Origin of the sequence: Salinicola sp. CR57 (assembly GCF_003206585.1) — a bacterium.
Taxonomy (GTDB): Bacteria; Pseudomonadota; Gammaproteobacteria; order Pseudomonadales; family Halomonadaceae; genus Salinicola; species Salinicola lusitanus.
The window spans coordinates 115,771-141,222 of sequence record NZ_PZJL01000015.1 but is presented as its reverse complement, the minus strand read 5'-3'; the positions used below and the strand labels follow the sequence as shown (position 1 = coordinate 141,222).

General features: G+C 63.2%; 21 protein-coding genes. 4 read left to right on the top strand and 17 right to left on the bottom strand.

Annotated features, from left to right (window positions below; translation table 11 throughout):
• Positions 1–83: 83 nt before the first annotated feature.
• Together pssA and ilvC are read right to left on the bottom strand one after the other, a co-directional pair.
• Complete coding sequence (gene pssA, locus DOM56_RS19175) at positions 84–956, bottom strand: CDP-diacylglycerol--serine O-phosphatidyltransferase (protein WP_110603431.1); 873 nt, start codon at positions 954–956, stop codon at positions 84–86.
• A 163-nt stretch (positions 957–1,119) separates the two neighbouring features.
• Positions 1,120–2,136: a ketol-acid reductoisomerase gene (ilvC, locus tag DOM56_RS19170; RefSeq protein WP_110710556.1), complete on the bottom strand. Its 1,017-nt coding sequence runs from the start codon at positions 2,134–2,136 to the stop codon at positions 1,120–1,122.
• Between the two features lie 192 nt (positions 2,137–2,328).
• On the opposite strand from ilvC, the gene ilvY reads away from it, so the two are divergent.
• Positions 2,329–3,213, top strand: a complete 885-nt coding sequence (ilvY, locus tag DOM56_RS19165; RefSeq protein WP_110710555.1) for an HTH-type transcriptional activator IlvY — start codon at positions 2,329–2,331, stop codon at positions 3,211–3,213.
• A gap of 79 nt (positions 3,214–3,292) precedes the next feature.
• Here ilvY and ilvN read toward each other — a convergent pair whose 3' ends face one another.
• Together ilvN and DOM56_RS19155 are read right to left on the bottom strand one after the other, a co-directional pair.
• Complete coding sequence (gene ilvN / locus DOM56_RS19160) at positions 3,293–3,784, bottom strand: acetolactate synthase small subunit (RefSeq protein WP_110603426.1); 492 nt, start codon at positions 3,782–3,784, stop codon at positions 3,293–3,295.
• Positions 3,784–5,508, bottom strand: a complete 1,725-nt coding sequence (locus DOM56_RS19155; protein ID WP_110603424.1) for an acetolactate synthase 3 large subunit — start codon at positions 5,506–5,508, stop codon at positions 3,784–3,786. The genes ilvN and DOM56_RS19155 overlap by 1 nt, the downstream gene beginning before the upstream one ends.
• A 610-nt stretch (positions 5,509–6,118) precedes the next feature.
• On the opposite strand from DOM56_RS19155, the gene DOM56_RS19150 reads away from it, so the two are divergent.
• Complete coding sequence (locus DOM56_RS19150; RefSeq protein ID WP_110710554.1) at positions 6,119–7,462, top strand: sugar porter family MFS transporter; 1,344 nt, start codon at positions 6,119–6,121, stop codon at positions 7,460–7,462.
• 106 nt (positions 7,463–7,568) lie between these two features.
• Here DOM56_RS19150 and clpB read toward each other — a convergent pair whose 3' ends face one another.
• The 3 genes from clpB to rluD form a co-directional block, all read right to left on the bottom strand.
• Positions 7,569–10,154: an ATP-dependent chaperone ClpB gene (gene clpB, locus DOM56_RS19145; RefSeq protein ID WP_110603421.1), complete on the bottom strand. Its 2,586-nt coding sequence runs from the start codon at positions 10,152–10,154 to the stop codon at positions 7,569–7,571.
• Positions 10,155–10,337: 183 nt separating this feature from the next.
• Positions 10,338–11,093: a peptidoglycan editing factor PgeF gene (gene pgeF, locus DOM56_RS19140; RefSeq protein ID WP_110710553.1), complete on the bottom strand. Its 756-nt coding sequence runs from the start codon at positions 11,091–11,093 to the stop codon at positions 10,338–10,340.
• 50 nt (positions 11,094–11,143) lie between these two features.
• Positions 11,144–12,100 (bottom strand): 23S rRNA pseudouridine(1911/1915/1917) synthase RluD, encoded by a 957-nt coding sequence (gene rluD, locus DOM56_RS19135; protein ID WP_110710552.1) that lies wholly within the window; start codon positions 12,098–12,100, stop codon positions 11,144–11,146.
• Between the two features lie 146 nt (positions 12,101–12,246).
• Between rluD and DOM56_RS19130 the strand changes: the two genes are divergently transcribed.
• The gene (locus DOM56_RS19130; RefSeq protein WP_110603437.1) at positions 12,247–13,059 is read left to right on the top strand and encodes an outer membrane protein assembly factor BamD; all 813 of its coding nucleotides are present in this window, start codon (positions 12,247–12,249) and stop codon (positions 13,057–13,059) included.
• A gap of 109 nt (positions 13,060–13,168) precedes the next feature.
• Here DOM56_RS19130 and DOM56_RS19125 read toward each other — a convergent pair whose 3' ends face one another.
• The gene (locus DOM56_RS19125) at positions 13,169–14,809 is read right to left on the bottom strand and encodes an NAD+ synthase (RefSeq protein WP_110710551.1); all 1,641 of its coding nucleotides are present in this window, start codon (positions 14,807–14,809) and stop codon (positions 13,169–13,171) included.
• Positions 14,810–14,903: 94 nt separating this feature from the next.
• On the bottom strand, positions 14,904–15,986 hold the full coding sequence (gene thiO / locus DOM56_RS19120; RefSeq protein ID WP_110710550.1) for a glycine oxidase ThiO: 1,083 nt from the start codon (positions 15,984–15,986) through the stop codon (positions 14,904–14,906).
• Between the two features lie 59 nt (positions 15,987–16,045).
• Between thiO and DOM56_RS19115 the strand changes: the two genes are divergently transcribed.
• Positions 16,046–16,627: a GspH/FimT family pseudopilin gene (locus DOM56_RS19115; RefSeq protein ID WP_110710549.1), complete on the top strand. Its 582-nt coding sequence runs from the start codon at positions 16,046–16,048 to the stop codon at positions 16,625–16,627.
• 16 nt (positions 16,628–16,643) lie between these two features.
• On the opposite strand, the gene DOM56_RS19110 is transcribed toward DOM56_RS19115, so the two are convergent.
• The 8 genes from DOM56_RS19110 to lspA form a co-directional block, all read right to left on the bottom strand.
• Complete coding sequence (locus tag DOM56_RS19110; RefSeq protein WP_110710559.1) at positions 16,644–17,069, bottom strand: type IV pilin protein; 426 nt, start codon at positions 17,067–17,069, stop codon at positions 16,644–16,646.
• Positions 17,070–17,072: 3 nt separating this feature from the next.
• The gene (locus DOM56_RS19105; RefSeq protein WP_198655844.1) at positions 17,073–20,498 is read right to left on the bottom strand and encodes a PilC/PilY family type IV pilus protein; all 3,426 of its coding nucleotides are present in this window, start codon (positions 20,496–20,498) and stop codon (positions 17,073–17,075) included.
• A 925-nt stretch (positions 20,499–21,423) separates the two neighbouring features.
• On the bottom strand, positions 21,424–21,960 hold the full coding sequence (locus tag DOM56_RS19095) for a PilX N-terminal domain-containing pilus assembly protein (RefSeq protein WP_110710546.1): 537 nt from the start codon (positions 21,958–21,960) through the stop codon (positions 21,424–21,426).
• Positions 21,960–22,739 (bottom strand): PilW family protein, encoded by a 780-nt coding sequence (locus DOM56_RS19090; RefSeq protein WP_157958289.1) that lies wholly within the window; start codon positions 22,737–22,739, stop codon positions 21,960–21,962. The genes DOM56_RS19095 and DOM56_RS19090 overlap by 1 nt, the downstream gene beginning before the upstream one ends.
• Positions 22,736–23,284: a prepilin-type N-terminal cleavage/methylation domain-containing protein gene (locus tag DOM56_RS19085; RefSeq protein WP_110603406.1), complete on the bottom strand. Its 549-nt coding sequence runs from the start codon at positions 23,282–23,284 to the stop codon at positions 22,736–22,738. The genes DOM56_RS19090 and DOM56_RS19085 overlap by 4 nt, the downstream gene beginning before the upstream one ends.
• Before the next feature lie 131 nt (positions 23,285–23,415).
• Entirely contained in the window at positions 23,416–24,372 is a 957-nt protein-coding gene (gene ispH, locus DOM56_RS19080; RefSeq protein WP_110710544.1) for a 4-hydroxy-3-methylbut-2-enyl diphosphate reductase, read from the bottom strand.
• A gap of 51 nt (positions 24,373–24,423) precedes the next feature.
• Positions 24,424–24,891: an FKBP-type peptidyl-prolyl cis-trans isomerase gene (fkpB, locus tag DOM56_RS19075; RefSeq protein WP_110603402.1), complete on the bottom strand. Its 468-nt coding sequence runs from the start codon at positions 24,889–24,891 to the stop codon at positions 24,424–24,426.
• Complete coding sequence (lspA, locus tag DOM56_RS19070) at positions 24,888–25,445, bottom strand: signal peptidase II (RefSeq protein WP_110710543.1); 558 nt, start codon at positions 25,443–25,445, stop codon at positions 24,888–24,890. The genes fkpB and lspA overlap by 4 nt, the downstream gene beginning before the upstream one ends.
• Between the last annotated feature and the right edge of the window lie 7 nt (positions 25,446–25,452).

Below are 25,452 nucleotides of genomic sequence, written 5' to 3'. Positions count from 1 at the left end.
GACACACCCTCCCGCTACCAACCCCCAGAGACCGAAACGCCCGCACGGGGCGGGCGTTTCAGCGATTCGAATCTTGTCCGACGCTAGTCATCCTGGGCGTTCTGCCCGCCCGCTTCACTACGACGCTTCTCTCGACGCGCCTTGTTCAAGCGTCCCAGTGCCAGTATCGGCCCCGACACGACATAGCAACCGAACAATGTCAGCAGCATCACGGAGGGTTCGATGGAGATCAAAACGAACAGCAGTACGATCGCCAGCAGGAACACGAACGGTACTGGCCCCTTGAAATCGATCTCCTTGAAGCTGTGGTAGCGCACGTTGCTGACCATCAGCACGCCGGCGGCGGCCACCACGACGGTCATCAGCACCTTGAAGCCCAACGACTCGGCATCGAAGGTGTGGAAGACCCATACGCAGGCAGCCACGATGGCCGCTGCCGACGGGCTGGGCAAGCCGACGAACCACTTCTTGTCGGTGCTGCCGATCTGAACGTTGAAGCGTGCCAGGCGCAGTGCGGCGCCCGCGACGAAGATGAATGCCGCGATCCAGCCGATCTTGCCGATGTCCTGCAATATCCAGGTGAACGCGACCAGCGCCGGTGCCATCCCGAACGAGACCATGTCGGCCAGGCTGTCGAACTCGGCGCCAAACGCACTCTGGGTATTGGTCAGTCGAGCGACACGGCCGTCCAGCCCATCGAGCACCATGGCGATGAAGATGGCGATGGCTGCCTTGGCGTAATCCCCGTTCATCGCAGCAACGATGGAGTAGAAGCCAGCGAACAGCGCCGAAAGCGTGAACAGGTTGGGCAACAAGTAGATACCGCGGCGGCGGATGCGCTTACCGTTCTCGACGGTTTCCTCGATGACTTCGTCTTCATCATCGAAGAGCGGAGACGTGGCCCCGATCGTGATCGTCTCGGGCTCTTGCTCGTGGTGGCGGTCATCCTGCGTCATGAAGCGAGTCCTTTAGTGTCGAGTGCGCCAAGGCATTGTAGCCGACTCATTCTACAGCCTAGCGGGAATCGCGACAGATGCCTGCGAGAAAGCAAAACCCGTCAAACAAAACGGGGGCGCGACTGTCGTCGCGCCCCCGCATGAGCCATCGACCGATCGGTGATCAGTTCTTGCTCTTGTCGACCAGCTGGTTGGCCGTAATCCACGGCATCATGGCACGCAGCTTGGCACCGACCTGCTCGACCGGATGCTCGGCCGTCTGACGGCGGCGTGCATTCAGCGAGGCGTAGTTGCAGGCGCCCTCGGCGATGAACATCTTGGCATACTCGCCATCCTGGATGCGCTTGAGCGCCTTGCGCATCGCCTCTTTCGAGCTCTCGTTGATGATCTCGCGGCCGGTCACGTACTCACCGTACTCGGCATTGTTGGAGATCGAGTAGTTCATGTTGGCGATGCCGCCTTCGTACATCAGGTCGACGATCAGCTTGAGCTCGTGAAGACACTCGAAGTAGGCCATCTCCGGAGCGTAGCCAGCTTCGGTCAGGGTTTCGAAGCCAGCCTTGACCAGTTCCACGGCGCCACCACAGAGGACTGCCTGCTCGCCGAACAGATCGGTCTCGGTCTCGTCCTTGAAGGTGGTCTCGATGATCCCGCTGCGACCGCCACCGATGGCTGCCGCGTAGGAGAGCGCGATCTCCTTGGCCTGGCCGGACGCATTCTGGTGGATCGCGATCAGGTCGGGGATACCGCCGCCGCGCACGAACTCAGAGCGCACGGTGTGGCCCGGCGCCTTGGGCGCGACCATGATCACGTCGAGATCGGCGCGCGGCTCGACCTGGCTGTAATGGATGTTGAAGCCGTGGGCGAAGGCGATGGTGGCACCCTCTTTCAGATTCGGCTCGATCTCCTGCTCGTAGATCGTCTTCTGGTTTTCATCCGGCGCCAGGATCATGACGACGTCGGCGGTCTTGCACGCTTCCGCGACGCTGGCGACCTTGAGGCCGGCGCTCTTGGCCTTGGCTGCCGAGGAAGAGCCCTTGCGCAGGCCGACGGTCACGTCGACACCGGACTCCTTCAGGTTATTGGCGTGAGCGTGGCCCTGGGAGCCATAGCCGACGATCGTGACCTGTTTGGTCTGGATCAGGGAGAGGTCACAATCCTTGTCGTAATAAACGTGCATATCGAACTCCGGAAGTCGGTTCTGGCGAGCGTTCTGCTCGAAACTGTCGTACTGAACAACCCTTGGCGTTGATGGCCATTGGCGCCATCTGTCGCGGTGCCCGTCGCTTCAGCCTGACGCCACGATAAGCCAGGCGATACGTTGCGTAAAACGCTATATTTGCAATGCGACATTTCAAAATGTGAAACGACCATGGACTACCGCCCGCTTACCCACTTCCTGGCACTGGCCGACCACCTCCACTTCGGCCGGGCCAGCGATGCCTGCCATATCAGTCCATCGACGCTAAGCCGCTCGATTCGCCAGCTCGAGGAGACGCTCGGCGTCACGCTGTTCGAGCGCGACAACCGTCACGTCACGCTGACGCGGGAAGGCCTGCTATTCCACACCTACGCCCGGGAGACGCTGGAGCAGTGGCAGGCGATGCAGGCCACCTTGATGGCAGAGACCCGTGAGCTGGCCGGCGAAATCAGCATCTACTGCTCGGTCACCGCCAGCTACAGCTTCCTGTATCGACTGCTCAGCGAGTTTCGGCTGCGCCACCCGCGCATCGAGATCAAGCTCCACACCGGAGACCCGGCGGATGCCATCGCCCGCGTCCAGGCGGAACAGGAGGACATCGCCATCACGGCGCGCCCGCGCAGCCTGTCGGATGCGCTGGCGTTCAAGCCGCTGGCGACATCGCCGCTGGTCTTCATCGCCCCGCGCGATGGTGCTGACTGGCTGCCGAAGACGCCGGATATACCGACCCCGTCGCAGTGGAAAGGGGTGCCGATGATTCTGTCGGAATCGGGCCTGTCACGAGATCACGCCGATACCTGGTTCCGTGCCATGGGGATCAGCCCTCGCATCTATGCCCAGGTCGCCGGCAACGAAGCCATTGTCAGCATGGTGGGGCTGGGGTTCGGCGTCGGCATCGTGCCACGTATCGTGCTCGACAACAGCCCGCTGCTGGACCGCATCATGATCCTGCCGGTCAAGCCGGAGCTGCCTCATTACGACGTCGGCCTGTGCGTGCTCAAACGCCGCTTGAAGAGTGCGCTGATCGACGCGCTATGGGCTCAGCTGCCGAACTGACCCGGCCCGCCGGAGCGACGACAAACGCAAAACGCCCGACGGAATCGCTTCCGCCGGGCGTCGGTCCACCACCGGTCACCTACAACGTGAGCAGCTTGTCGCCACGCGCGATGCCGGATACCCCGGTCCGCGCGACCTCGAGGATACCGATCGGCGCCATCGCCTGGACGAAGGCGTCGAGCTTGCCGGCATCGCCGGTGATCTGCACGGTATAGACACTCGGCGTGACGTCGACGATCTGGGCACGGAAGATATCCGCCGTACGCTTCACTTCATCGCGCGCGGCACCCAACGCCTTGACCTTGACCAGCATCAGCTCGCGCTCGATATGGTTGCCCTCGGTCAGGTCGACCAGCTTGACCACGTCGATCAGCTTGTTGAGATGCTTGGTGATCTGCTCGATCACCCGGTCGTCACCTACCGTGGTAACGGTCAGCCGCGACAGCGACGGATCCTCCGTCGGCGCCACGTTGAGGGTTTCGATGTTGAAGTTGCGCTGGGAAAACAGCCCCACCACGCGGGACAGGGCGCCGGGTTCGTTTTCCAGCAGAATCGAGATGATATGGCGCATCAGGTCCGCTCCGTCTTCGAAAGCAGCATGTCACGCATGGAGCCCAGCGGCACCTGCATCGGATAGACGTGTTCGAAGGGGTCGACATAGATATCGAGGAACACGAGCTCGTTGGTATCGGCGAAGGCACGCTCCAGCGCCGGCGCCAGCTCATCCAAGGTCGTCACCTTGATCGCGGTGAAGCCGTAGGCCTCGATCAGCTTGGCGAAGTCCGGCAGCGACTCCATGTAGGAGTGGGCGTGGCGGGACTTGTAGTTGAGATCCTGCCACTGGCGCACCATCCCCAACGACTGGTTGTTGAGGTTGACGATCTTGACGCCGACATCGAACTGCTTACAGGTCGACAGCTCCTGCATCATCATCTGGAAGCTGCCTTCGCCGGTGAAGCAGACCACATCGTCCTGCGGATAGCTGAGTTTGATGCCCATCGCCGCCGGAAAGCCGAAGCCCATGGTGCCGAGGCCACCCGAGGTGATGAAACGGTTGGGCTTGGCGAACTTGTAGTACTGGGCCGCGAACATCTGGTGCTGACCCACATCGGTGGTGACGAAGGCTTCGCCGCGGGTGGCGCGATAGACCGCTTCGATCACCTCCTGGGGCTTGAGCGCTTCGCCCGCCTTCGAAGGCTCGTAGAGCTTGCCTTCGCGCTCGGCCCGCCAGCCCTCGATGCTCTTCCACCACTCGCCCAGCGCTTCGGCGTTGGACGCTTCGCGATCCTGGACCAGGCTGATCATTTCGTCGATGACGCTGCCCGCCGCGCCGACGATGGGCACGTCCGCGCGCACGGTCTTGGAAATCGAGCTGGGGTCGATATCGACATGCACGATCTTCGCGGTGGGGCAAAACTTCGAGGTGTTGTTGGTGACGCGGTCGTCGAAGCGCGCGCCGATGGCGACGATCAGGTCGGCATGATGCATCGCCATGTTGGCTTCATAGCTGCCGTGCATGCCGAGCCAGCCCAGCGACTGGTGATCGCCCTGGGGATAGCCGCCGATTCCCATCAACGTGGTGGTGATCGGGAAGCCGAGCCGCTGGACCAGATCGGTCAACGCTTCGCTGGCCCGCCCGGTGACGATGCCGCCACCGGTATAGAACACCGGCCGACGCGCCTTGAGCATCATGTCGACGGCCTTCTTGATCTGGCCGCTATGCCCGCGGGTCACCGGGTTGTAGGAACGGATCTTGACCTTTTTCGGGTAGACGTATTCGTAACGCTCGGTGGGCGCGGTCATGTCCTTGGGGATATCCACCACCACCGGGCCGGGTCGGCCGGTGGCCGCCAGGTAGAACGCCTTTTTCAGGACTTCGGGGATCTCGCTCGGGTGGCGGATCGAGAAGCTGTGCTTCACCACTGGACGAGTCACGCCGACGATATCGGTTTCCTGGAAGGCATCTTCCCCGATCAGGTGGCTGGCGACCTGGCCGCACAGCACCACCATCGGGATCGAGTCCATGTAGGCCGTGGCGATGCCGGTAACGGCGTTGGTCGCGCCCGGACCGGACGTGACCAGCACCACGCCGGGCTTGCCGGAGGCGCGAGCATAGCCATCGGCGGCGTGGGTCGCGGCCTGTTCATGACGAACGAGAATGTGTTGAACGCTATCCTGGCGAAACAGGGCATCGTAGATATGCAACGCCGCTCCGCCCGGGTAGCCATAGATGCGCTCGACGCCTTCGTCTTTCAGAAAGCGGGCGATCATGTCGGCGCCGGAAAGTAATTCCACTGGTGAGTCTCCCCTGGAAGTTCGAGTGCCGCTTCGCGGTTCTGATGACAGAACCCAGGTCGTGAATGGTTGGCGCGATTCACGAACACGAAGCTCAATCACGGCGATACGCCGCTGCCGACGGTTGAATGTCGGCGCCTGATGCCATTTCCTGGCGTCCTGGGCCCGGGGTGGGGACCCGCACTCTTAGGAACCGTTGGCACCTTGGCACCGACGGCTCCTGACACGGCAGATCGCCGTATCGGGGTTGGCGGGAACAGGCGTGTGGCCCGCGCCCTTCTTTCCTCAGAAAGATATCCTTCGACAGGCGGGTAGAGGTCGCTCGGAACCTACCCTTCACGCAGCGGCCGGGGATCGCCCGTCATTGGCTGCGCCCGCAATCAGGAACCGCCTAGATTCCACCAGCGCCACGGGACTGTCAACCTCCGGCGCCCACGGCCGAGACGCGAACGATTCGAGCGCCCGCTTCGCGCTAGCGGCATCGACTAAAGTTGAGGGGCTTCGCGCAGCGCCTCGCCGCCATCACTGCTGTACTGAATTTCAGCTGGCAACGAGTTCGAGGCGCCGATCGATGAGCTCGTGGACAATCCCATCCTATGGAGTAACGCGCATGTCCCCCATCGTGAAATGGTCCGCGTTCGTGGCCATGGCAGGCTTTCTCTTCGGTTTCGACACCGCCGTGATATCCGGCGCGGACAAGCCCATTCAGGAGCTGTGGGGGCTGAGCGATCTTCAGCACGGCCTGTTCATCATGTCGATGGCGCTATGGGGAACGGTGCTCGGCGCGATCTTCGGCAACTGGCCGACCGACCGGCTGGGCCGGCGCGCGACCCTCTTCATCATCGGCGTGCTCTACTTCATCTCCGCGCTGGGTTCGGCTCTGGCCACCGATCCGTTCTGGTTCTCGTTCTTCCGCCTGATCGGTGGCTTCGGGGTGGGGATGTCCTCTGTCGCCGCGCCGGCCTACATCTCCGAGATCGCGCCGGCCGAAAGGCGCGGCAATCTGGTGGCGCTCTATCAGTTCAACGTGGTGTTCGGGATCTTCATGGCCTACGTCTCCAACGCCATCCTCGGCAGCCTGCTGGGCGATGACGCCTGGCGCTGGATGGTCGGTGTCGAGGCCGTCCCGGCCCTCGTCTACACGCTGGCGCTGCTCAAGGTACCGGAGAGCCCGCGCTGGCTGATCCTCAACAAGGGGGACACGCGCACCGCCGCCGACGTGCTGAACCAGATCGATCCGCAGCGAGATACCCAAGCACAGATCGAGGAGATCCAGGCGGCCGACCGCGAGGACAACAAGGTCCACTCGCGCTTCTTCTCGCGCCGCTATCGACTCCCCATCGTCCTGGCCTTCCTGATCGCCTTCTTCAACCAGTTCACTGGCATCAACTTCGTGCTCTATTACGCGCCGCGCATTCTCGAGGCCGCCCAGCTCGGCGATAACGCAGCCCTGCTGTCGACCGCCGGCATCGGCTTGATCATGGTGATCTTCACCATGATCGGCATGGCCCTGATCGACCGCTTCGGTCGGCGGACACTGATGTATATAGGCTCGGTGGGCTACATCATCTCGTTGTCGATCATCTCCCACGCCTTCTTCACCGATAACCTGGGCGGCGCGTTGATCCCGTTGCAGCTGTGCCTGTTCGTCGCGGCCCACGGCATCAGTCAGGGCACGGTGATCTGGGTCTTCATCTCCGAAATATTCCCCAACCGCGAGCGGGCACGCGGCCAGTCGCTCGGCAGCTTCACCCACTGGTTCTTCGCCGCCGTCATCACCCTGGTGACGCCATGGGTACTGGGGATCTTCAACGGCGGTCCGGTCTTCGCCTTCTTCGCCTTCATGATGGTGCTGCAGATCGTCTTCGTCGCCTTCCTGATGCCGGAGACCAAGGGGATATCATTGGAGAAACTGCAGCAGAAGCTGTCGCCGAAGGGTGAATCGGGACATTAAAAATGCCCGTGACGCCAAGCGTCACGGGCAGGAAACGGTCAGGACGCGACCGTAGCTTCAGAATTGGAGAGTGACGACAGGCCCGGCGCACCGCCGGGCCTGGTCATTACTTGTCGAACACCAGATGATCGCCATCGGCGCGGACGCGAATCGTATCGCCCGGCAGGAACCGGCCCGAAAGCAGGTCCTGCGCCAGCGGGTTCTCGATCCGACTCTGGATCGCCCGCTTGAGCGGACGCGCCCCGAACACCGGGTCGAAGCCGACCACGGCCAGTTGCGCCATCGCATCACTGCTGACCTCGAGCTTGAGATCGCGTTCGGCCAGGCGGCTACGCAAGCGGTCGAGCTGGATCGAGGCGATCGCCTGGATCTGCTCCTGGCCGAGGGCGTGGAACACCACCACCTCGTCGATACGGTTGATCAACTCCGGCCGGAAGTGGTTGCCCACCACCGTCATCACCGCATCGCGCATGGCGGAATAGTCGCTCTCCTCCCCGCCCATCCGCTGGATCACGTCGGAGCCCAGGTTCGAGGTCATCACGATCACCGTGTTGCGGAAATCGACGGTGCGCCCCTGGCCATCGGTCAGACGCCCATCCTCCAGCACCTGGAGCAGGATGTTGAAGACATCCGGATGCGCCTTCTCCACCTCGTCGAGCAGCAGCACCGAGTAGGGTTTGCGACGCACGGCTTCGGTCAGATAGCCGCCCTCTTCATAGCCGACATAGCCCGGCGGCGCGCCGATCAGACGGGCCACGGAGTGCTTCTCCATGAACTCCGACATGTCGATGCGCACCATCGACTCTTCGGTATCGAACAGGAAGTTGGCCAGCGACTTGCACAGTTCGGTCTTGCCCACCCCCGTGGGGCCGAGGAACAGAAACGAACCGTTGGGCCGGTTCGGATCGGACAGCCCGGCACGCGAGCGGCGCACCGCATTGGCAACCGCCTTGACCGCTTCGTCCTGCCCAATGACTCGCTCGTGCAGGGCCTCTTCCATGCGCAGCAGCTTGTCGCGCTCGCCCTCGAGCATCTTGGAGACCGGGATCCCGGTCCATCGCGACACGACTTCGGCGATCTCCTCCTCGGTCACGTTGGAGCGCAGCAGCTGATGCGTCGAGGTGTCCGCACCGTCGCTGTCGCTGCTCTCCGCGATCTGCTGCTCGAGCCTCGGGATCACGCCATACTGCAGTTCCGACATTTTTCCCAGGTCGCCCTGGCGCCGGGCGGCCTCCAGGTCGATGCGCGCCTGCTCGAGGTCGGCCTTGTACTGGGCCGCGCCCTGAATACTGGCTTTCTCGGATTTCCAGACTTCCTCGAGATCGGCGTATTCGCGCTCGAGTTCGGTGATCAGGGTCTCGAGATTCTCGAGGCGCTTGCGCGAAGCCTCGTCGGTCTCCTTCTTCAGCGCCTCGCGCTCCATCTTGAGCTGGATCAGGCGCCGGTCGAGCCGGTCCATCTCCTCCGGCTTGGAGTCGAGCTCCATGCGAATGCGCGATGCGGCTTCGTCGATCAGGTCGATCGCCTTGTCGGGGAGCTGCCGGTCGGTGATGTAGCGGGTCGAGAGCTTGGCCGCGGCGATGATCGCCCCGTCGGTGATGTCGACCCCGTGATGAACCTCGTAGCGCTCCTTGAGCCCGCGCAGGATAGCGATGGTGTCCTCCTCGCTGGGCTCGTCCACCAGCACCTTCTGGAAGCGCCGCTCCAGGGCCGCGTCCTTCTCGATGTACTGGCGATACTCGTCGAGCGTGGTCGCGCCGACGCAGTGCAGTTCGCCGCGGGCCAGCGCCGGCTTGAGCATGTTGCCGGCATCCATCGCGCCCTCGCCCTTGCCGGCACCGACCATGGTGTGCAGCTCGTCGATGAACAGAATGACGCGCCCCTCTTCCTTCGACAGCTCGTTGAGCACGGACTTCAGTCGCTCCTCGAACTCGCCACGGAACTTGGCGCCCGCCAGCAGCGAGCCCATGTCGAGAGAGAGCACTCGCTTCTCTTTCAGCCCCTCGGGCACCTCGCCATTGACGATACGCTGTGCCAGCCCTTCGACGATCGCGGTCTTGCCTACGCCTGGCTCGCCGATCAACACCGGATTGTTCTTGGTGCGACGCTGCAGGACCTGGATCGTGCGCCGAATCTCGTCGTCGCGACCGATCACCGGATCGAGCTTGCCCTCGGTTGCCCGGGCGGTCAGGTCGAGGGTGTATTTTTCCAGCGCCTCCCGCTTCTCTTCGGCATTGGCATCATCGACATTGGCGCCGCCGCGCAGCTCGCCGATCGCCGTGGCCAGTCGCTTGCGGTCCAGACCCGATTGGGTCAACACCTTGGTGAGCCCATTCTTCATGTCCAGCGCCGCGAGCAGCACCAGCTCGATCGCGATGTACTGGTCGCCGCGGGTCTGGGCCTCGCGATCGGCCAGGTTGAACAGCCGCGCCAGGTCCTGGCTCATGCTGACGTTGCCATCGAACTGGCCGACTTCGGGCAGCTTGTCGAGATAGCCGGCCAGCCCTTCCCGCAACCGGCTGACGTCGCCGCCCGCCTTCTGTACCAGACCCTTGATGCCGCTATCGCGCATCTCGAGCAGTGCCATCAGCAGGTGCCCCGGGTCGAGCTGGTTGTGTCCTCGCCCTACCGCCAGCGACTGCGCTTCGGCCAGGGCGTTCTGCAGCTTGGTCGTCATGCGATCCATACGCATATCTTCGCCTCCAAGGAGCCGTTGCAGGTCATGACCCGGCGGCTCGGTTATTCATTAGTTGACACTTAAATGGAGGTATGTTGGATCTTTTCAAGCGAAGCGAATGAAAAATTCGCCGCGACAGAACGCCACAGACGAATGAGATTCATGGAGCGAGGAGATTCCGGCGACCGTGAAGGCGAATCAGCGCAGCCAGATCATGCTGGCCATGCGCCCGGTACGGCCGTCATCGCGGCGATGGGAGTAGAAACGAGATTCACAGGCGGTGCAGAAATGACCGCCGCTGATCGAATGCACGCCGACACGCTCCAGCCGAAGTCGGGCGAGCCGGTAGAGATCCGCCATGTAATGCCCCAGGCGATAAGGGCTGCGCTCGAAAGCCATCTCGGCTTCCGGCTGCAGTGCCACGAAGGCTTCGAAGACTTCCGGGCCGACCTCGAACTGGGCATTGGAGATGGCCGGCCCCATCCACGCCATCAGCTCCTCCGGATCGACACCCAGTGCCGCCACGCTCGCCTCCAGCACGCCCCCCGCCAGCCCGCGCCAGCCGGCATGGGCCAACCCGACCCGCGTTCCCTGGCGATCGCAGAAGAAGACCGGCAGGCAATCCGCGGTCAGGATGACGCAGGCGTGGCCGCGATCGAACGCCACCGAGGCATCGGCCTGGGGCGGATGCTGCCGGTACCCGTCCTGGAAGTTCTGCATGACGCGTGCGCCATGCACCTGATCGAGCCATAGCAGCGGCCGCTCGTCGCCGACCTCCGCCGCCAGCCGGTCACGGCAGCTAATCACGGACTGGGGATCGTCCCCGACGTGCGCCGCCGGATTGAAAGCCGCAAAATCGCCACGGCTGGGCCCGGTCTCGCGCGTGGTGACGAGGGCACCCACGGTGCTCGGCGCGAGCCAGTCAGGTAGCAGCAGGGTCGGCGCGTCGCTCATCGATGGCTCTGAGTCATTCGTCAGCGGCGACGAACACGAGGATGAATGTATCAATCGGCCTCCTGATCCTCACGCAGTGCATCCAGCAGCAGAAACATGTCGTCGGGCAGCGGTGCCTTGCACTCGATCGGCGCCCCGTTGACGGGGTGGTCGAAGCGCAATTTATGCGCATGCAGGGCCTGGCGCGGAAACGTCCTGAGCAGCGTTTTCAGCGAGTCGCCCGCCCCGGCCGGCAACTTGAGCCTTCCCCCGTAGACCGGGTCGCCGATCAGCGGGTAGCGAACGTGCGCCATGTGCACCCGGATCTGATGCGTCCGACCGGTCTCGAGCCGGCAGCGAACGTGAGTATGCGCGCGAAAGCGCTCGTTGACGCGATAGTGCGTGACCGCCGGCTTGCCCGAGGCGATCACCGCCTGACGCTGACGATCCTTGGGGTGACGCCCAATCGGCGCATCCACCTTGCCGCCGGCGGTCATCGCGCCCACCACGATGGCATCGTACTCCCGCGACACCGTCCGCGCCTGCAACTGAGCCACCAGCGCGGTCTGCGCCGTCAGCGTCTTCGCCACCATCATCAACCCGGTCGTGTCCTTGTCGAGACGATGAACGATACCCGCCCGTGGGATCGCCGCCAATGGGGCATGGTGATGCAGCAGTGCATTGAGCAGCGTGCCATCGGGATTGCCGGCGGCGGGATGCACGACCAGCCCGGCAGGCTTGTCGATCACCATGACGTCCTCGTCCTCGAACACGATCGACAGCGGAATCTCCTGAGGCTCCCAGCGGGTCTCTTCCTCGAGCCGGGTGTCGAGTGCTAGCCGCTCGCCGCCGATCACCTTATCCTTGGGCCGTGCCTTCTCTCCGTCGACCGTCAACTCGCCCTGCTGAATCCAGCTCTTGAGGCGCTCTCGCGAGAATTCGGGGAACATTTCGGCTGCGGTCTGGTCGAGACGTCGCCCTGCCAGATGCTCGGGTACACGCTCATCGCGCTTGAGGATGTCAGCCATACGTGAGGATCGGTTCCGTTTCGCCGGTACGTGTCGCCGCTGCGTTTCGTCGGCGCGTTTCGTCGGTACAAGGGTTTGCTTTATAGTGAGTCGAATTCGGCGGATTCTAGCACGGCCGCCAAGGAATGGTTGATACGAGGATGATGATGCGATTTTCTGCGCGATGTTCCGCTCTGGCCGCCCTGTTGCTGGCAGGCGCACTGCTCGCTGGCTGTGCCAGCAATGAGCCTGCCCCCGACCTGCAGGAGCAGGATCTTTACCAGCAAGCCCAGAGCTCCCTCGATGCCGGCCGTTACAGTACCGCGGTAACGCAGCTGGAAGCGCTGGATACCCGATTCCCCTTCGGCCGCTATGCCGAACAGGCGCAACTCGAACTGATCTACGCCTACTATCGAGTCGAGGACTGGGAAAAGACTCGCGCCGCCGCCAGTCGCTTCATTCGCCTCCATCCGGATCATCCGCAGGTCGACTACGCCTACTACATGCGCGGTCTCGGCGCCTATCAGGCAGGTCGCTTCAGCCTCGAGAGCATGGAGTTGATCGACATCTCCAAGCGTGACCTGGGTGCCTCACGTGACGCCTACGTCGACTTCGGCGAACTGGTGCGCCGCTTTCCCGACAGCGCCTATGCCCCGGATGCCCGTCAGCGCATCATCTACCTGCGCAACGTGATGGCGCGCCATGAGCTGCAGGTGGCCGACTTCTATCTGCGCAAAGGGGCCTATGTCGCGGCCGTCGAGCGCGGCCGCTGGGTGATCGAGCACTATCCCAAGTCCACCGCCACCCGCGACGCCCTGGCGGTGATGGTGGAGGGCTACCTGGGATTGAAGATGCGTGACCGCGCCGAAACCGTGCTGCAGACGCTGATCGAGAACGATCCGGACAATAGCCAGCTCGACGGCGATACCTTCGTGCCCAAGCACGTCAATGTCGACCCGCCGCTGACGGCCAAAGGGTAAAGCTACGAGCTACGTGGCCCAGATTGCGATCTACAAAGAAAAGCGCCAGCNNTCGCTGGCGCTTTTCGTAGCTGCTGTTTAGCGCCCCGAAATCGGCGTAGCCCGTAGCCTAGTTTCCCGGCTTCCAGCCGTTGACGATGGGATAGCGGCGGTCGCGCCCGAACCCTCTGAGCGTGACACGCACGCCGACCGGCGCCTGGCGGCGCTTGTATTCGTTACGGTCGACCAGCTTGACCACCTGATAGACGTCGTCGCGCTCGAATCCCGCCTCGATGATCGCTTCCGCGCTCATGTCGCCTTCGATATAGCGTTCGAGAATCGCATCCAGCACGTCGTAGCCCGGCAGCGAGTCGCTGTCCTGCTGATCCGGCGCCAGCTCGGCCGAGGGCGGGCGGCTGATGACCCGCTCGGGAATCGCCGGCTCCTGGGCGTTGCGCCAGTTGGCCAGCCGATAGACCCAGGTCTTGTAGACATCCTTGAGCGCATTGTAGCCGCCGACCATATCGCCATAGAGGGTGGCATAGCCCACCGCCATCTCGCTCTTGTTGCCGGTGGTCTGGACCATCAGCCCTTTCTTGTTGGAGATCGCCATCAGCAGCACGCCGCGCACGCGGGACTGCAGGTTCTCTTCGGTGGTATCCGCCGCCAGCCCGCTGAAGCTCTCGGCCAGCGTCGTGGTGAAGGCCTCGACCATCGGCGCGATCGGCATCACCTCGTAGCCGACGCCGAGCATCCTGGCCTGTTCGGCGGCATCGGCCTGGGAGATCTCGGCGGTATAGTGATACGGCATCATCACCGCGTGGACCCGATCCGGGCCCAGCGCATCGACGGCAATGGCCAGCGACAACGACGAGTCGATACCGCCGGAGAGCCCCATCACCACGCCCTTGAAACCGCTCTTGTTGACGTAGTCGCGAAGGCCGGTGACCAGCGCGCAGTAGAGATTCTCCTCGGCGCCTAGCAGTGGCTCACGCTCGCCCTCTTGCGGCTCCCAGCCCATGGCATCCCGGCTGAAGCGCACCGGCATCAGCCCGACCTGCCAGAACGGCGCCCGCACGGCGACCTCCCCGGTGGCGTCCAGCACCAGCGAGCCGCCGTCGAACACCAGTTCGTCCTGGCCGCCGATGGCGTTGACGTAGACCAGCGGCTTCTCCACTTCGCGCGCGCGCTCGGCGAACAGCCGCTCCCGCTCGGCGGGTTTGTCGAGATGGAACGGCGAGGCGTTGAGGGTCACCAGAATATCGGCACCAGCCTCTGCGGATTGACGCACCGGCGCGCCATCCCACAGGTCCTCGCAGATCAGAATCCCGAGCTTCGCCCCCTTGTGCTCGACGATCAGGGGTTCGTGTCCCGGCTCGAAGTAACGATCCTCGTCGAACACCTGGTAATTGGGCAGCGCCTGCTTGGCATATTCGCCGCGCCACTCACCGCTCAGCAGCACCCCGGCCAGGTTGTGACGTCGGCCGTCGCGAACGCCCGGATAGCCGATGATGACGAGGGTCTGCGGCGCGATCTTGTCGATCTTGCGCGCCATCTCTGCCAGGGCGTCCTGCAGTCGCGACTCCATCGCCTCGCGCAGCAGCAGATCCTCCGGCGGATAACCGGTCAGGAACAGTTCGCTGAAGACAACCACATCCGCGCCATGCTCGATGCGTGCCTCACGCACCGCCTCGATGGCCGCCGCGGTATTACCGGCGATATCGCCCACCATCGGGTCCAGTTGCGCCATCACCAGGGTCAGGTCTTGCATGGGTAAACTCGTCTCCAGACAGATGCGGCGCTCAAGCGCCTCGGTGGCCGTCATCCATTTTCGCGCATGCCGGGTACAGAGGCAAAACAGCGCCTCAGATCAGCCGGTACGGGGCAGGATCGACGATCGGCTCGCAGCCGATCAGCTGATCGACCAGCAACCGCGTGGCTGCCGGCGCCAGCACCAATCCGTTGCGATAATGGCCTGCATTGACGTGCAGACCGTCGAAGCCAGGCACCGCACCGATCGTCGGCACGCCATCCGGTGAGCCGGGACGCAGCCCCGCCCACTGCTGCTCGACCGGACACCGGGCCAACTGCGGGATGATCGACAGGGCGCTGGCATGGAGCGACTCGAGGGCTGCCGATGTGGTCTGCTTGTCGAAGCCGACCTCTTCCAGCGTGGAGCCGGCCAGCACGCGGCCGTCCCCCCGCGGGATCACGTAGCGGCCATCCTTGAGCACGACCCGCTCGACCAGCCCCGCCGGCGCCTTGAAAAGGATCATCTGCCCCTTGACCGGACGCACGGCCAACTCGACCCCGATATCCGCCAGCAGCCCCCGCGACCAGGCCCCCCCGCAGATGATCGTCTGACCGGCACGAATCGCCCCGGCGGACGTCTCCACCCCCTCGATCACCGATCCGCGCCGGACAAGGCCGGCTACCTCGCACCGCTCATGGATCTCGACCTGCGTCATGCGCTCGAGCCGCGCCCGCAGCGCCTTGACCAGGCGCGGATTGCGGATGCTGCCAAGCGTCGGCATCCACAACGCGTCATCGAAGCCTGGCGCCGCATTGGGCTCTCTGGCGTAGAGCTCCTCGGCGCCGATCGTGGCCAGCGGCTTGGCCACGTCCCGCGCCCAGCGCAGGGCTCGGTCGGCGTCGTCGACGCGCAGGTAGAGCAACCCCTTCTGGCGATACTCCGGGTCGATGCCCGTCTCCTCGAACAGCCGCCCGGCCAGCTCGGGGTAGCGCCCCTCGGACCAGCTGGAAAGGGCCGATATCGCTTTCGAGTAACGCCACGGGTAGAGCGGCGAAACGATACCGCCGCCCGCCCAGGAAGCCTCACGGCCACACTGGCCACGCTCGACCAACGCCACCGAATGGCCGGCATCGGCCAGTTGCAGCGCCGTCATCATGCCGATGACACCGCCGCCCACGATCAAGAAATCCTGCATGGTGTCGATATCCTGACAAAAGGACGATTCTATCATTCGTCCAGAACCCGGACGCCGCAATGGTCTCTCGAGCTTCATCCCTGCAACCCGGCACCGATCATCCGTTGACGAGGCGGCAGCAGCGAGGCTTCACACTCATCGAGCTGATGATCTGCGTGGTCATTCTCGGCATTCTGGCGAGCTGGGCCGCGCCCGGCCTGGCGAACCTGAGCGCCCGCATGACGCTGGACAAGGAAGTGGAACGGGTATGGCAGTTGATAAGAAGGGCAAGACAGGAAGCCGCCACCAGCGGGCAGCCGACCTGGCTCTGCCCGACCGAGGACGGGGTGACCTGCAGCAACAATGGCCAGTGGGACGATACCTTACTGCTGTTCATCGATGGCAATGGTAACGGCCAGCCTGACGATGACGAGCGCATGCTCGCGGTGAGTCGCCCCAACGGGAATCAGGTCAGCATTACCGCCAACAGCTTTGCCAAGGGCATGGGATACACGCCGCTGGGATTTACCCGGGGGCGACAGTTCGGGACCTTCACCCTCACCAACCCGGCTGCGGCCGGGGGAGGCCACAGGATCGTCGTGCACTTTGCCCGTATTCGGCTCGACACGATCGCTGCCAAGGCAGTGAAAGACGAGAACTAGACCTGACGGGCCAGGCTCAATCGCAACTGCCGGGCGCCGGCGCGCGACTCCCCTGGCTGTCCAGACTCATGATGTCGCACGCTCCACTGGTGCGGCCATCCGCGCGACTGGCAGTGATCAAATAGCGCTGGCCGCCGTCGTCGATCTCCACGACCAGGCCATATCGGGCGGTGCCACTTTCCGGGGACTGACTGGGAGAGAGGCCCAATGTCGAGGGAGAGACGGCATCGCCGGACTCCTCCCCATAGCGGTAGGTCTGCGAGTAGCGCCGCTCCAGGTTCAGCGCCAGAGCCTGCATCGCCGCCTGGGCATCCCGCGCCTGCGCCCGCTCGACATAGCGGAGATAGTTCGGGATGGCGATGGCCGCCAGAATCCCGACGATCGCGACCGCGATCATCAGCTCGATCAGGGTAAAGCCGCGGGCACGCAATAGTTTATTCATCCGTCACTCCAGTCTGCGCCAGGTCACTCGGCCGAGCTGCATGCTGTTGAGCGGGGTCTCGGCAATCTTCGTCAACGCGCCATTGGTGCCGGCGCTCACTTTGGTTTCCTGGCCACCGTCATCGTCGAGCATCACTCTCGGGGTAAAGATCGCGCCATTGGTCGCGATAGCGATCGGCACATAGCGGGTGGAGTCATTCGACGATGGATAGTAGCTGTCCTGGTCGTCGACCTTGCCGTCACCGTTGACATCCAGCACCGGCGTCGGAAAGGCCGAGCCGTACCAGGCATTCAACTCATAGAGGTAGCCGGCATCCTCCGCACCGCAGACGCCATAGCCCGGAATCAACGATGAGAACAGAATCCGGTTGCCGCGTAGCGAGGGGCCATCGACGACCCTCTCGGTGTCCGCTAGATCGAGATACCAACCGTTTTCCGGATAGCGGCTGGTGTCGACGTCATCGAGATATCGCACCATGGGGGAAGAGGCGTCCTGATCGTCGAGCGTCGTCTGGTGGAAAGCGCGCCCGGCCAGATCGGCACGTGTCAGCGTGTCACTTCTGGCGACGCCGCCCACGAAGTCCCTCACCGCGTAGAAGCTGTCGGAGGCCCCGCGGTCCTGAGTGGTAGGCAAACCGTAGTTCTCCCCGCCGCCAGTGCCGAACAGCACCATCAGCCCGCCATCCGGATGTCTACCGACCTCCAGTGTCGAAGTGATGACCTGGCGCTCGCCCGCTCTGACGCCGCTGAAAAGCCGATGGACGCTATCTTCCCAGCCAGCCGGATCAGAAGAGGAGAGGTCGAAGCGCCAGATATTCCCTTGCAGGTCGGCGCCGTAGGCCAGATCGACGCGACCATCTTCATCGCGGTCCAACAGGGAGACGGTCATCATGCCGTTATCACCGCTGTTGTCGGCCGCGCTCGGTGTCAACCGAACGACATCCGAACTCGACCAGTCGCCCCCAGCGCCACCATCGACGAAAAGAATGTAGAGACTGGCCTTGCCAGCCTCACTGGCATAGCCATTGCCGACCACCACGGCGAATCGCCCATTCTCCATCCGCACAACACTGGGTTGGTTGTAGATGTAACCCAGTTGCTGGTCATCCTCCCCGAACACGGCAGCGTCATCGGCGGGGTCATATTCCCAGAGTGCGAGCGCGCTGGCATTCGACTCACTGAAGCGAGCCGGATCGGTCACGTCGAGGGCGAACAGGCCCTTGCCGCCCGACCCCAGGCCGCTCGTCAGCAGCGAAAACCAGGCACCGGTGCCCGCCTCGCCATGGCGGGCATCCAGCACCGTCGGACTGCCGTCGACATAATAGCGATGCCGGTAATCGGGATCGGCGAGCTCGGGCAACTGCTCGAGCACGAGCCCGGGCACATACGCAACGCGCTCAACCCCGGTGGCCGCATCGAAGCCGTGGAGCATGCCGTCATTGCCACCCACGTAGAGCATCTGGGCCCGCGTGCGTTGAGCAGTCCGGAATTCGGCATAGCTCGTGTCGCCCTCATCCGGCACGTAGTAGGTATTGGGCACGCCGACGAGATACGGCCGCGAGCCAATGAAGTCGCCCAGCCTGGCGCTTTCGCGGCCGTTCAACCAGAGCCGGTCACGCAGACCGCCCCCGTTGCGCTGCTCGTTTTCGGTGTCGCCGCGGATGTACCCGACCACATTCTGCAGCCGCTGGGTCATGTCGACGCCGGCGCCCTCGAATGCAGTCGTCGTGAAGGGGATCCCCGCCCCCGTGTCGGAATCATGGGTAATGATCTGGCGATTGCCTGGCAGGGGTAGCTGGTTGCGGGCGCTCCACACACTGCTGATGACGCCATCCTTCCCGAGCTTCACTGCCTGGAGATCGCCGGACCAGCTGTATTGATTGTTGTAGAGCGTCTGGAAGACATAGTCCTCGACGTCGCCGTCATGGCCGATGGTGACGCCCGCTCCTGTGCGATTGGTGTTCTCCAGCACCTGATCCAGCAGTTCGCGCAACGTGTCCGCCAGCTCACCGATACGGTTGACCTCGAAGTAGGCGCCGGGAGATCCGTCTTCGCGGCGGCTATCGTTGCCGTACTTAGCGGCGTAATACAGTGGTGTCTCGAGCTCCTGTCCCGTGTTGCCCGCGACCCGGTAGGTGGCCGTCGTCGCCGGGCTACCGTTACATGGGTCGCTCGGCGGACAGAGCGATCCGGGATAGCTGTTGGTGTAGTTATTGATTCCGGTGTGGACGTTGAAGCCGTCGCTCTGCTGAACCACGATCCGGTCGGCGCTCTCCCCGGTACCGTAGCGCCCACTGGTGCCGCTGAGAATATAGCCGAGGCCGAGCTTGTGAGACGCCGCGGCGCGGGTCACGCTGGTGGTGATCGAGAGACGCTCGTTCGAGAGCACGTAGCTCAGGCGTACTTCCGCATCGAAATCGTAATCTCCACCGAACTCCGAATCTTCCCAGTCAATCAGGAAGCTACCGCTCGAGCCGTCGGCCGCCTGCGATTCGACGAGGAAGTTGACGATCGCGCACTTGCCTCCCGCCGTGGTGTTGGAACAGGCGGGAATCAGGGAAACGGACTTGCCGGCACCGATAGGTATCGATACAAGCGGGACGTTGGACGCGAGTTGCACGGCATAGGTATCGATCGGCTGGCCATCGTTCCCCTCGGGGCCGCGAATGACGGTATCGTGGTGGGCGAAACGCGCCAGCCCGGCCACGCTGTAGCCGCCCTCCAGGCCCGGGGCATTAGGGCAGAGCCCCTTCGCATCGCTGAGCCCGGAGAGCGTCTTGGCCGTGCAGAACTTGTCACTGTCCGTGCCGGCGCTGGCGGGGGTCTGGCCAATGAAGTAGTCCCCGGAAATGCCCTCGGCCGCGCCGACGGCATTGGTCTGGGTCCGGATCTGGCCGGCCGAAACCGGTGACGAACCGGGAGCCCCCAGATCGTCGTTATCGAAGGAGATTTCGCTGGCATTGACCAGCAGCAACGAGTGTGCGGCACACCACTTGCCGGAGAGATCGTTGTCCCAGGCAGGTGATGTCAGCCCCGGAATATAGCTGGTCTCGACACGACCGGTTCCGACAGAGAACCTCTCCGTTGCCGATGTCTCTCCACCTATATAGCGCAGCGCCTCAAGGGCAATCTCGCCAAATGGGTTCCCCCAGTTGGAGCAACTGCCATTATTGAAAGAGCCTCGCCCCCAGGGGCAATTATCGCCCGAACTTGCGTTGTAGTTGCTGTCCTGATAGCTGTATTTCGCTATCTTCAGCGCATCGAGGTTGCTGACGATACCGCTATAGTCATCTGCGAACACGCCGGTGGCAGCGCTGAACTCGCTCCCGAAACCGCTGAAATTGGCTCTTAACACGCCGCCTTGCTTGTTGTTCTCGTAAGAGCCCGTAAACAGACCGAACTCGATATCGCTGGCATAGTCATGCAGCAAACCCGTGGGCTTCGGGTAGGCAGAGTCTGGATAGGCGGTACAGTTTTCACTCTCATCAGCGGCGGCACAGACTTCGACCCTGGCGCGATACTCCTCAGATCCTCGGGATAACCTGTAAGGGAAATCCCCCCAATTCTGGCGCTCACCTCGCCATGGGCACTGCCACTGTTCGGTACTCGCCCATTTGGGCCAGCCTACCTTGCTGCCGCTCTCGTTGCCGGTGGCAACGCGAATCAGCGGGGGATCGTTCACGCTGCCAGAATATATATTTTGTCGTGGATGATACGTCGTATTGCAGAATGTGACGGCGCTGGCGCCATTGAAGGGCGTGTTCTTGTTGATGATATTCGGGTCGGAAATGATTTTACTGAAGCTATGGGAATCCATCGGCAGAAACGCGCGCTCCAGCACCGTCGTTTCTGTCGCACTGTCTCGGTGTCTCTTGCCGCCATACAGCGCCTTTCGAATGATATCGATCCGCGTCATTGTCGCCCAGTTGAGCAGATTTCCACTCCAGGATTTATTCCCGCTGCAACTGAATTCGTCATCGCCTGGCTTTCCGTTTCCGTTTCCGTTTCCGTTTCCGTTTCCGTTTCCGTTTCCGTTTCCGTTTCCGTTTCCAGCATTACCGATGCGTCTGAATGCCCCACCGTCAAGGTGAGTGTCGTAGTCATAGCAGCCACGGCTATCGAAATAGCCGTAGTATTCGATGTCGGGGCGGTAGGTGGAATCGATCGCCCCGTCGCCATCGAGGTCGGACCAATCGGTGTAGGCTTTCGAATACCAGTTGTGGTCATTGGAGAGCACCAGCATGCTGCGTGGCGACGTATCGGCCTGGGCGCTCAATGGCGGATAATGGGGCACATCGTCCGCCGCCCACCCCTGGGTCGCGGCTGCCATCAGCAGGCCGCCCAACACCCAGCCCTTAATAGACATAGCGAGCCTCCAGGCGCTGGATCGCTCGACCGCCCGGGCCGAACCCGATGCTGAACACCCGGAAGAAGTAACGCTGCTCTGGATCCTCTTCCGCCTGTCCTTTGACCGCCGGATCGACCTCCTGATAGCCGTCCACCAACGCTGGCGCGACGCAGCCGATCATGTAGCGGGGCGCGGTCATGAAACCGCCGCTATCGCTGCTGTAGAGCGTAAAGTTGGCGACGGCTCCCGTACGCTCCAATGATTGCCAGTGAGTGTCATCATCTAGGCCATCCAGCGTCGTGATGCTGTAGCGCTCCCCTCCCGCATTGCAGAACAGTCCCAGGTCCCCGCTATTCTCGATGGCGACCTCGGCGGAGCGCAGTCCTGCCTCCGCGGCCTGGAACGCCATCTGGCGTGCCGCCTCGTTCGCCGAGAGCTGTTGCTGGACACGCGTCGAATCGCTGACTGCCAGTGCGAGCATCGACACCAACGCCACCATCACGAGCGTCACCAGCAGGGCGGCGCCACGTTGATTGCCAGGCATCACTGAGCGGTCTCCGGAAGATTGCGAAGTGCAATGGTCGTCTCCAGGCGTGTGCGCGCGCGGCCATCTTCGAAACTGACGGTCCCTTCTCCCCACGGGAAACTCTGAACGTAGCGCTCGCCGGTCGACTCCGCCGACGCAAGGATCAGCGCCAGCCTGACCGCCCTGACCGTGGTCCAGTTGACGTGCTCCCGCGACTGGAACGCATTGGAGTCATCGAGATATTCCCAGCGCATCGCCTCCACATCGTTGAGCAGAGGCAGCGAACGATGCATTTCGCCACCGGAGAGCGAGACCAGGCAGCGCAACGTGTGGCCATCCAGATAAAGGCCCGTGACGGCAATCGAATCGGCGTCGCTGCCGTCGGAAGACGGAAAAGAGGTACCGTCGCAGTGGGTCAGCGGCTGGCCGCTCAGCTCGGCGGCCCGATAACGAACCCATATTTCGTCATCCGAGTCGGCAGCGGCCAGCTGGCCGGCGGCAAAGGCGGGTATCTGCTTGTCTTCCGCCGGCGTGTAGCTGGGGAACAGCAGGCTCAGATCCTCCCAGCGATCGCTGTAGCCGGACAGCCAGATCTGCTGCTGAATCACGCTCAGCGCGAACCGCCGAGCATCCTGAACATCCTGGTTGGCCACGGAAGTCTGATAGCTTCTGCGACTGGACATGGTGTAGCTGGTCACCATGAGTACCAACATCAGGCCGATCAGCATCGCGACCATCAACTCGACCAGACTGACACCACGCTGGCGGGCCGGGAGAGATGCCAGGACGCGGCTCACAGTATCGTCTCCAGGCGCAGGCAGCCGCCGTCGGCCGCCACCGAGAAGTCGGCATCCTGCGGGCGGCACGTCACCTGAGCGTCGTCGTCGGGCAGACGGCGCCAGGCGATGGAGAGATCGGCCTTCAAGAGGTCACCGTCCAGCTTCAGGATTTTCAACTGCGCTGCAGCATGGGGAAGTTGATCGCCCAATGAAGATAACCAGACGGTGATCAGGTCACATAGCCACTGATTGGGCCCCGAGCAGCCAACGGGGGCGCCATCGCGGATTCCTATTCCCTCCGATGCCACCCGGTCCGTTCGCAACTGCTCGATCAGATTGCCGCTCATGGCGACGGCTGCCGAACGCCAGCGCGCCTCGATCTCGTCCCGCTGGGTCATGAGTTGCAACGCGCCCACGCCAAGCAGCGCAATGCTCAGCACGAGTAGCGCAATCAAGGATTCGATCAGCGTGACCCCACGCTCGCGTCCACCGAGGCGAACGCTTGATCGCATCGAGACCGAACGCGGCTCGACAGTGAGACGGTGGGGCGGATTGGCGGACACGCGAGACTCCGCGGCGATTGCGCGGCCACCGGAAAGGATGGCCGACAAGGGTTCGGCAACCAGCGCCACTACGCGACTGGTTACATTTGTTTACCCTATATCGGCTCGAAGCTAAGAAGATTTAGCGCGGATCACGCCTCGCTGACGATGACCTGTTCGCGCAGCTCCCGCGGCATGGAGAAGGTGATGGTTTCGGCGCGGCCGGAGAGTTCCTCCGGCACGCTGGCGCCATGCGCCCTGAGCTTGTCGATGACCCCCGCAACCAGAACCTCCGGCGCGCTGGCACCGGCGGTGATGCCGATGGTGCCGACTCCCGCAAGCCAGGCGGGATCGATCTGTTCGGCATCATCGATCAGATAGGCCGGCGTACCGACGCGCTCGGACAGTTCGCGCAACCGGTTGGAGTTGGAGCTGTTGACGCTGCCCACCACCAGCACCAGGTCCGAGTCGGCGGCCAGCTCGCGGACCGCGTCCTGGCGATTCTGGGTGGCGTAGCAGATATCGTCCTTGCGCGGCCCCTGGATCTCGGGGAAGTGCTCGCGCAGAGCATCGATCACCCTGGCGGTGTCATCCATCGACAACGTGGTCTGGGTGACGAACGCCAGCCGCGAGGGGTCGCGTACCGGTAGCCTGGCGACGTCTTCCTCGTCCTCGACGAGATAGATCGCGCCGCCATGACTCTCGTCGTAGCGCCCCATGGTACCTTCGACCTCCGGATGGCCGGCGTGGCCGATCAGGATGCACTCCTGGCCGCGCTTGGCGTAGCGCAGCACTTCCATGTGCACCTTGGTCACCAGCGGGCAGGTGGCATCGAAGATCTTGAGCCCGCGCCGCTCGGCCTCCTGCTGCACCGCCCGCGACACGCCGTGGGCCGAGAAGATCACGATGACGTCATCGGGGATTTCATCGAGCTCCTCGACGAAGATCGCTCCCCGCTCACGCAGCGAGTCCACCACGAAGCGGTTGTGGACCACCTCGTGACGCACGTAAATGGGCGGTCCGAAGACATCGAGCGCGCGATTGACGATGTCGATGGCACGATCGACGCCGGCGCAGAAGCCGCGGGGATTGGCCAGCTTGATTTGCATAATGACCTCGCTTGATACGCTCGGATGTCGTGGTGAAAAACCGACCCGGGCTCAATGAGTCGTGGCGGGTTTCACGTCCAGGATTTCCACCTCGAAGGTCAGGGTACGCCCTGCCAGCGGATGATTGAAGTCGACTTCGACATGGCGGTCGTCGACGCGGGCGATCACGCCGGGCAGTTCGCCACCGGCGGCATCGGCGAACGACATCACCGTACCGGGTTCCACGGCCTCCTCGAAAGCGTCACGGGAGAGGCGCTGCACGTTCTGCGGGTTGTGCTGGCCAAAGGCGTGTTCGGGGGAGATCTCGAAGGCACCGGTGTCGTTCGCCGCCATGCCCTTGAGCGGCGCTTCGAAGCCCGGCGGCAGGTTGCCGTCGCCGAGCTGAAACGTCGCCGGCTGCTTGTCCCGGGTCGAGTCCACCACTTCGCCGTCCTCGAGTTTCACCGTGAAGTGGAGCGTGACTTCCATGCCTTCGCCGACGCGGTAGTCGTGATCGTGCGGGTGGCCGTTCTCGCTCATGAGTCACCTCCTGTCGAAGAAGATTTGTCAGTCGAAGATTTATCCGTCGAAGCAGTCTTGTCGTCGGCGGCGTGAGAGACCTTCGGTCGACGCGAATCGAGCAGCGACTGCAGGATCAGGCCGACCGCTCCCAGCGTGATCGCCGTGTCGGCCAGGTTGAACGCCGGGTAGTACCAGCCGCCCCAGTGAAACGACAGATAGTCGACCACGTAGCCATGCACCAGGCGATCGTAGAGATTGCCGATGGCGCCGCCGATCACCAGGGTCAGCGAGATCGCGGTCAGCGTCTCGCCGCGCTTGAGTCGCGAGAGCCACACCGTCAGCCCCACGCTGGCGCCGATCGCGATCAGCGCGAACAGCCAGCGCTGCCAGCCGGCGTGCTCGGCCAGGAAGCTGAAGGCGGCGCCGGTGTTGTGCAGCAGCGTCAGGTTGAAGATCGGCAGCACTTCCAGTGGCCGACCGTAATCGAGATGCGCCGAAGCCAGCGCCTTGATGCCGAGATCGAGCACGATGACCACCAGCGATAGCCACAGCCAGCGCAGCGGGCGATGCATTCGATCG

Coding starts and splice junctions, on each gene's coding strand:
- pssA (WP_110603431.1), bottom strand. CDS start 956: ATGACGCAGGATGACCGCCACCACGAGCAAGAGCCCGAGACGATCACG.
- ilvC (WP_110710556.1), bottom strand. CDS start 2,136: ATGCACGTTTATTACGACAAGGATTGTGACCTCTCCCTGATCCAGACC.
- ilvY (WP_110710555.1), top strand. CDS start 2,329: ATGGACTACCGCCCGCTTACCCACTTCCTGGCACTGGCCGACCACCTC.
- ilvN (WP_110603426.1), bottom strand. CDS start 3,784: ATGCGCCATATCATCTCGATTCTGCTGGAAAACGAACCCGGCGCCCTG.
- DOM56_RS19150 (WP_110710554.1), top strand. CDS start 6,119: ATGTCCCCCATCGTGAAATGGTCCGCGTTCGTGGCCATGGCAGGCTTT.
- clpB (WP_110603421.1), bottom strand. CDS start 10,154: ATGCGTATGGATCGCATGACGACCAAGCTGCAGAACGCCCTGGCCGAA.
- pgeF (WP_110710553.1), bottom strand. CDS start 11,093: ATGAGCGACGCGCCGACCCTGCTGCTACCTGACTGGCTCGCGCCGAGC.
- rluD (WP_110710552.1), bottom strand. CDS start 12,100: ATGGCTGACATCCTCAAGCGCGATGAGCGTGTACCCGAGCATCTGGCA.
- DOM56_RS19130 (WP_110603437.1), top strand. CDS start 12,247: ATGCGATTTTCTGCGCGATGTTCCGCTCTGGCCGCCCTGTTGCTGGCA.
- DOM56_RS19125 (WP_110710551.1), bottom strand. CDS start 14,809: ATGCAAGACCTGACCCTGGTGATGGCGCAACTGGACCCGATGGTGGGC.
- thiO (WP_110710550.1), bottom strand. CDS start 15,986: ATGCAGGATTTCTTGATCGTGGGCGGCGGTGTCATCGGCATGATGACG.
- DOM56_RS19115 (WP_110710549.1), top strand. CDS start 16,046: ATGGTCTCTCGAGCTTCATCCCTGCAACCCGGCACCGATCATCCGTTG.
- DOM56_RS19110 (WP_110710559.1), bottom strand. CDS start 17,069: ATGAATAAACTATTGCGTGCCCGCGGCTTTACCCTGATCGAGCTGATG.
- DOM56_RS19095 (WP_110710546.1), bottom strand. CDS start 21,960: ATGCCTGGCAATCAACGTGGCGCCGCCCTGCTGGTGACGCTCGTGATG.
- ispH (WP_110710544.1), bottom strand. CDS start 24,372: ATGCAAATCAAGCTGGCCAATCCCCGCGGCTTCTGCGCCGGCGTCGAT.
- fkpB (WP_110603402.1), bottom strand. CDS start 24,891: ATGAGCGAGAACGGCCACCCGCACGATCACGACTACCGCGTCGGCGAA.
- lspA (WP_110710543.1), bottom strand. CDS start 25,445: ATGCATCGCCCGCTGCGCTGGCTGTGGCTATCGCTGGTGGTCATCGTG.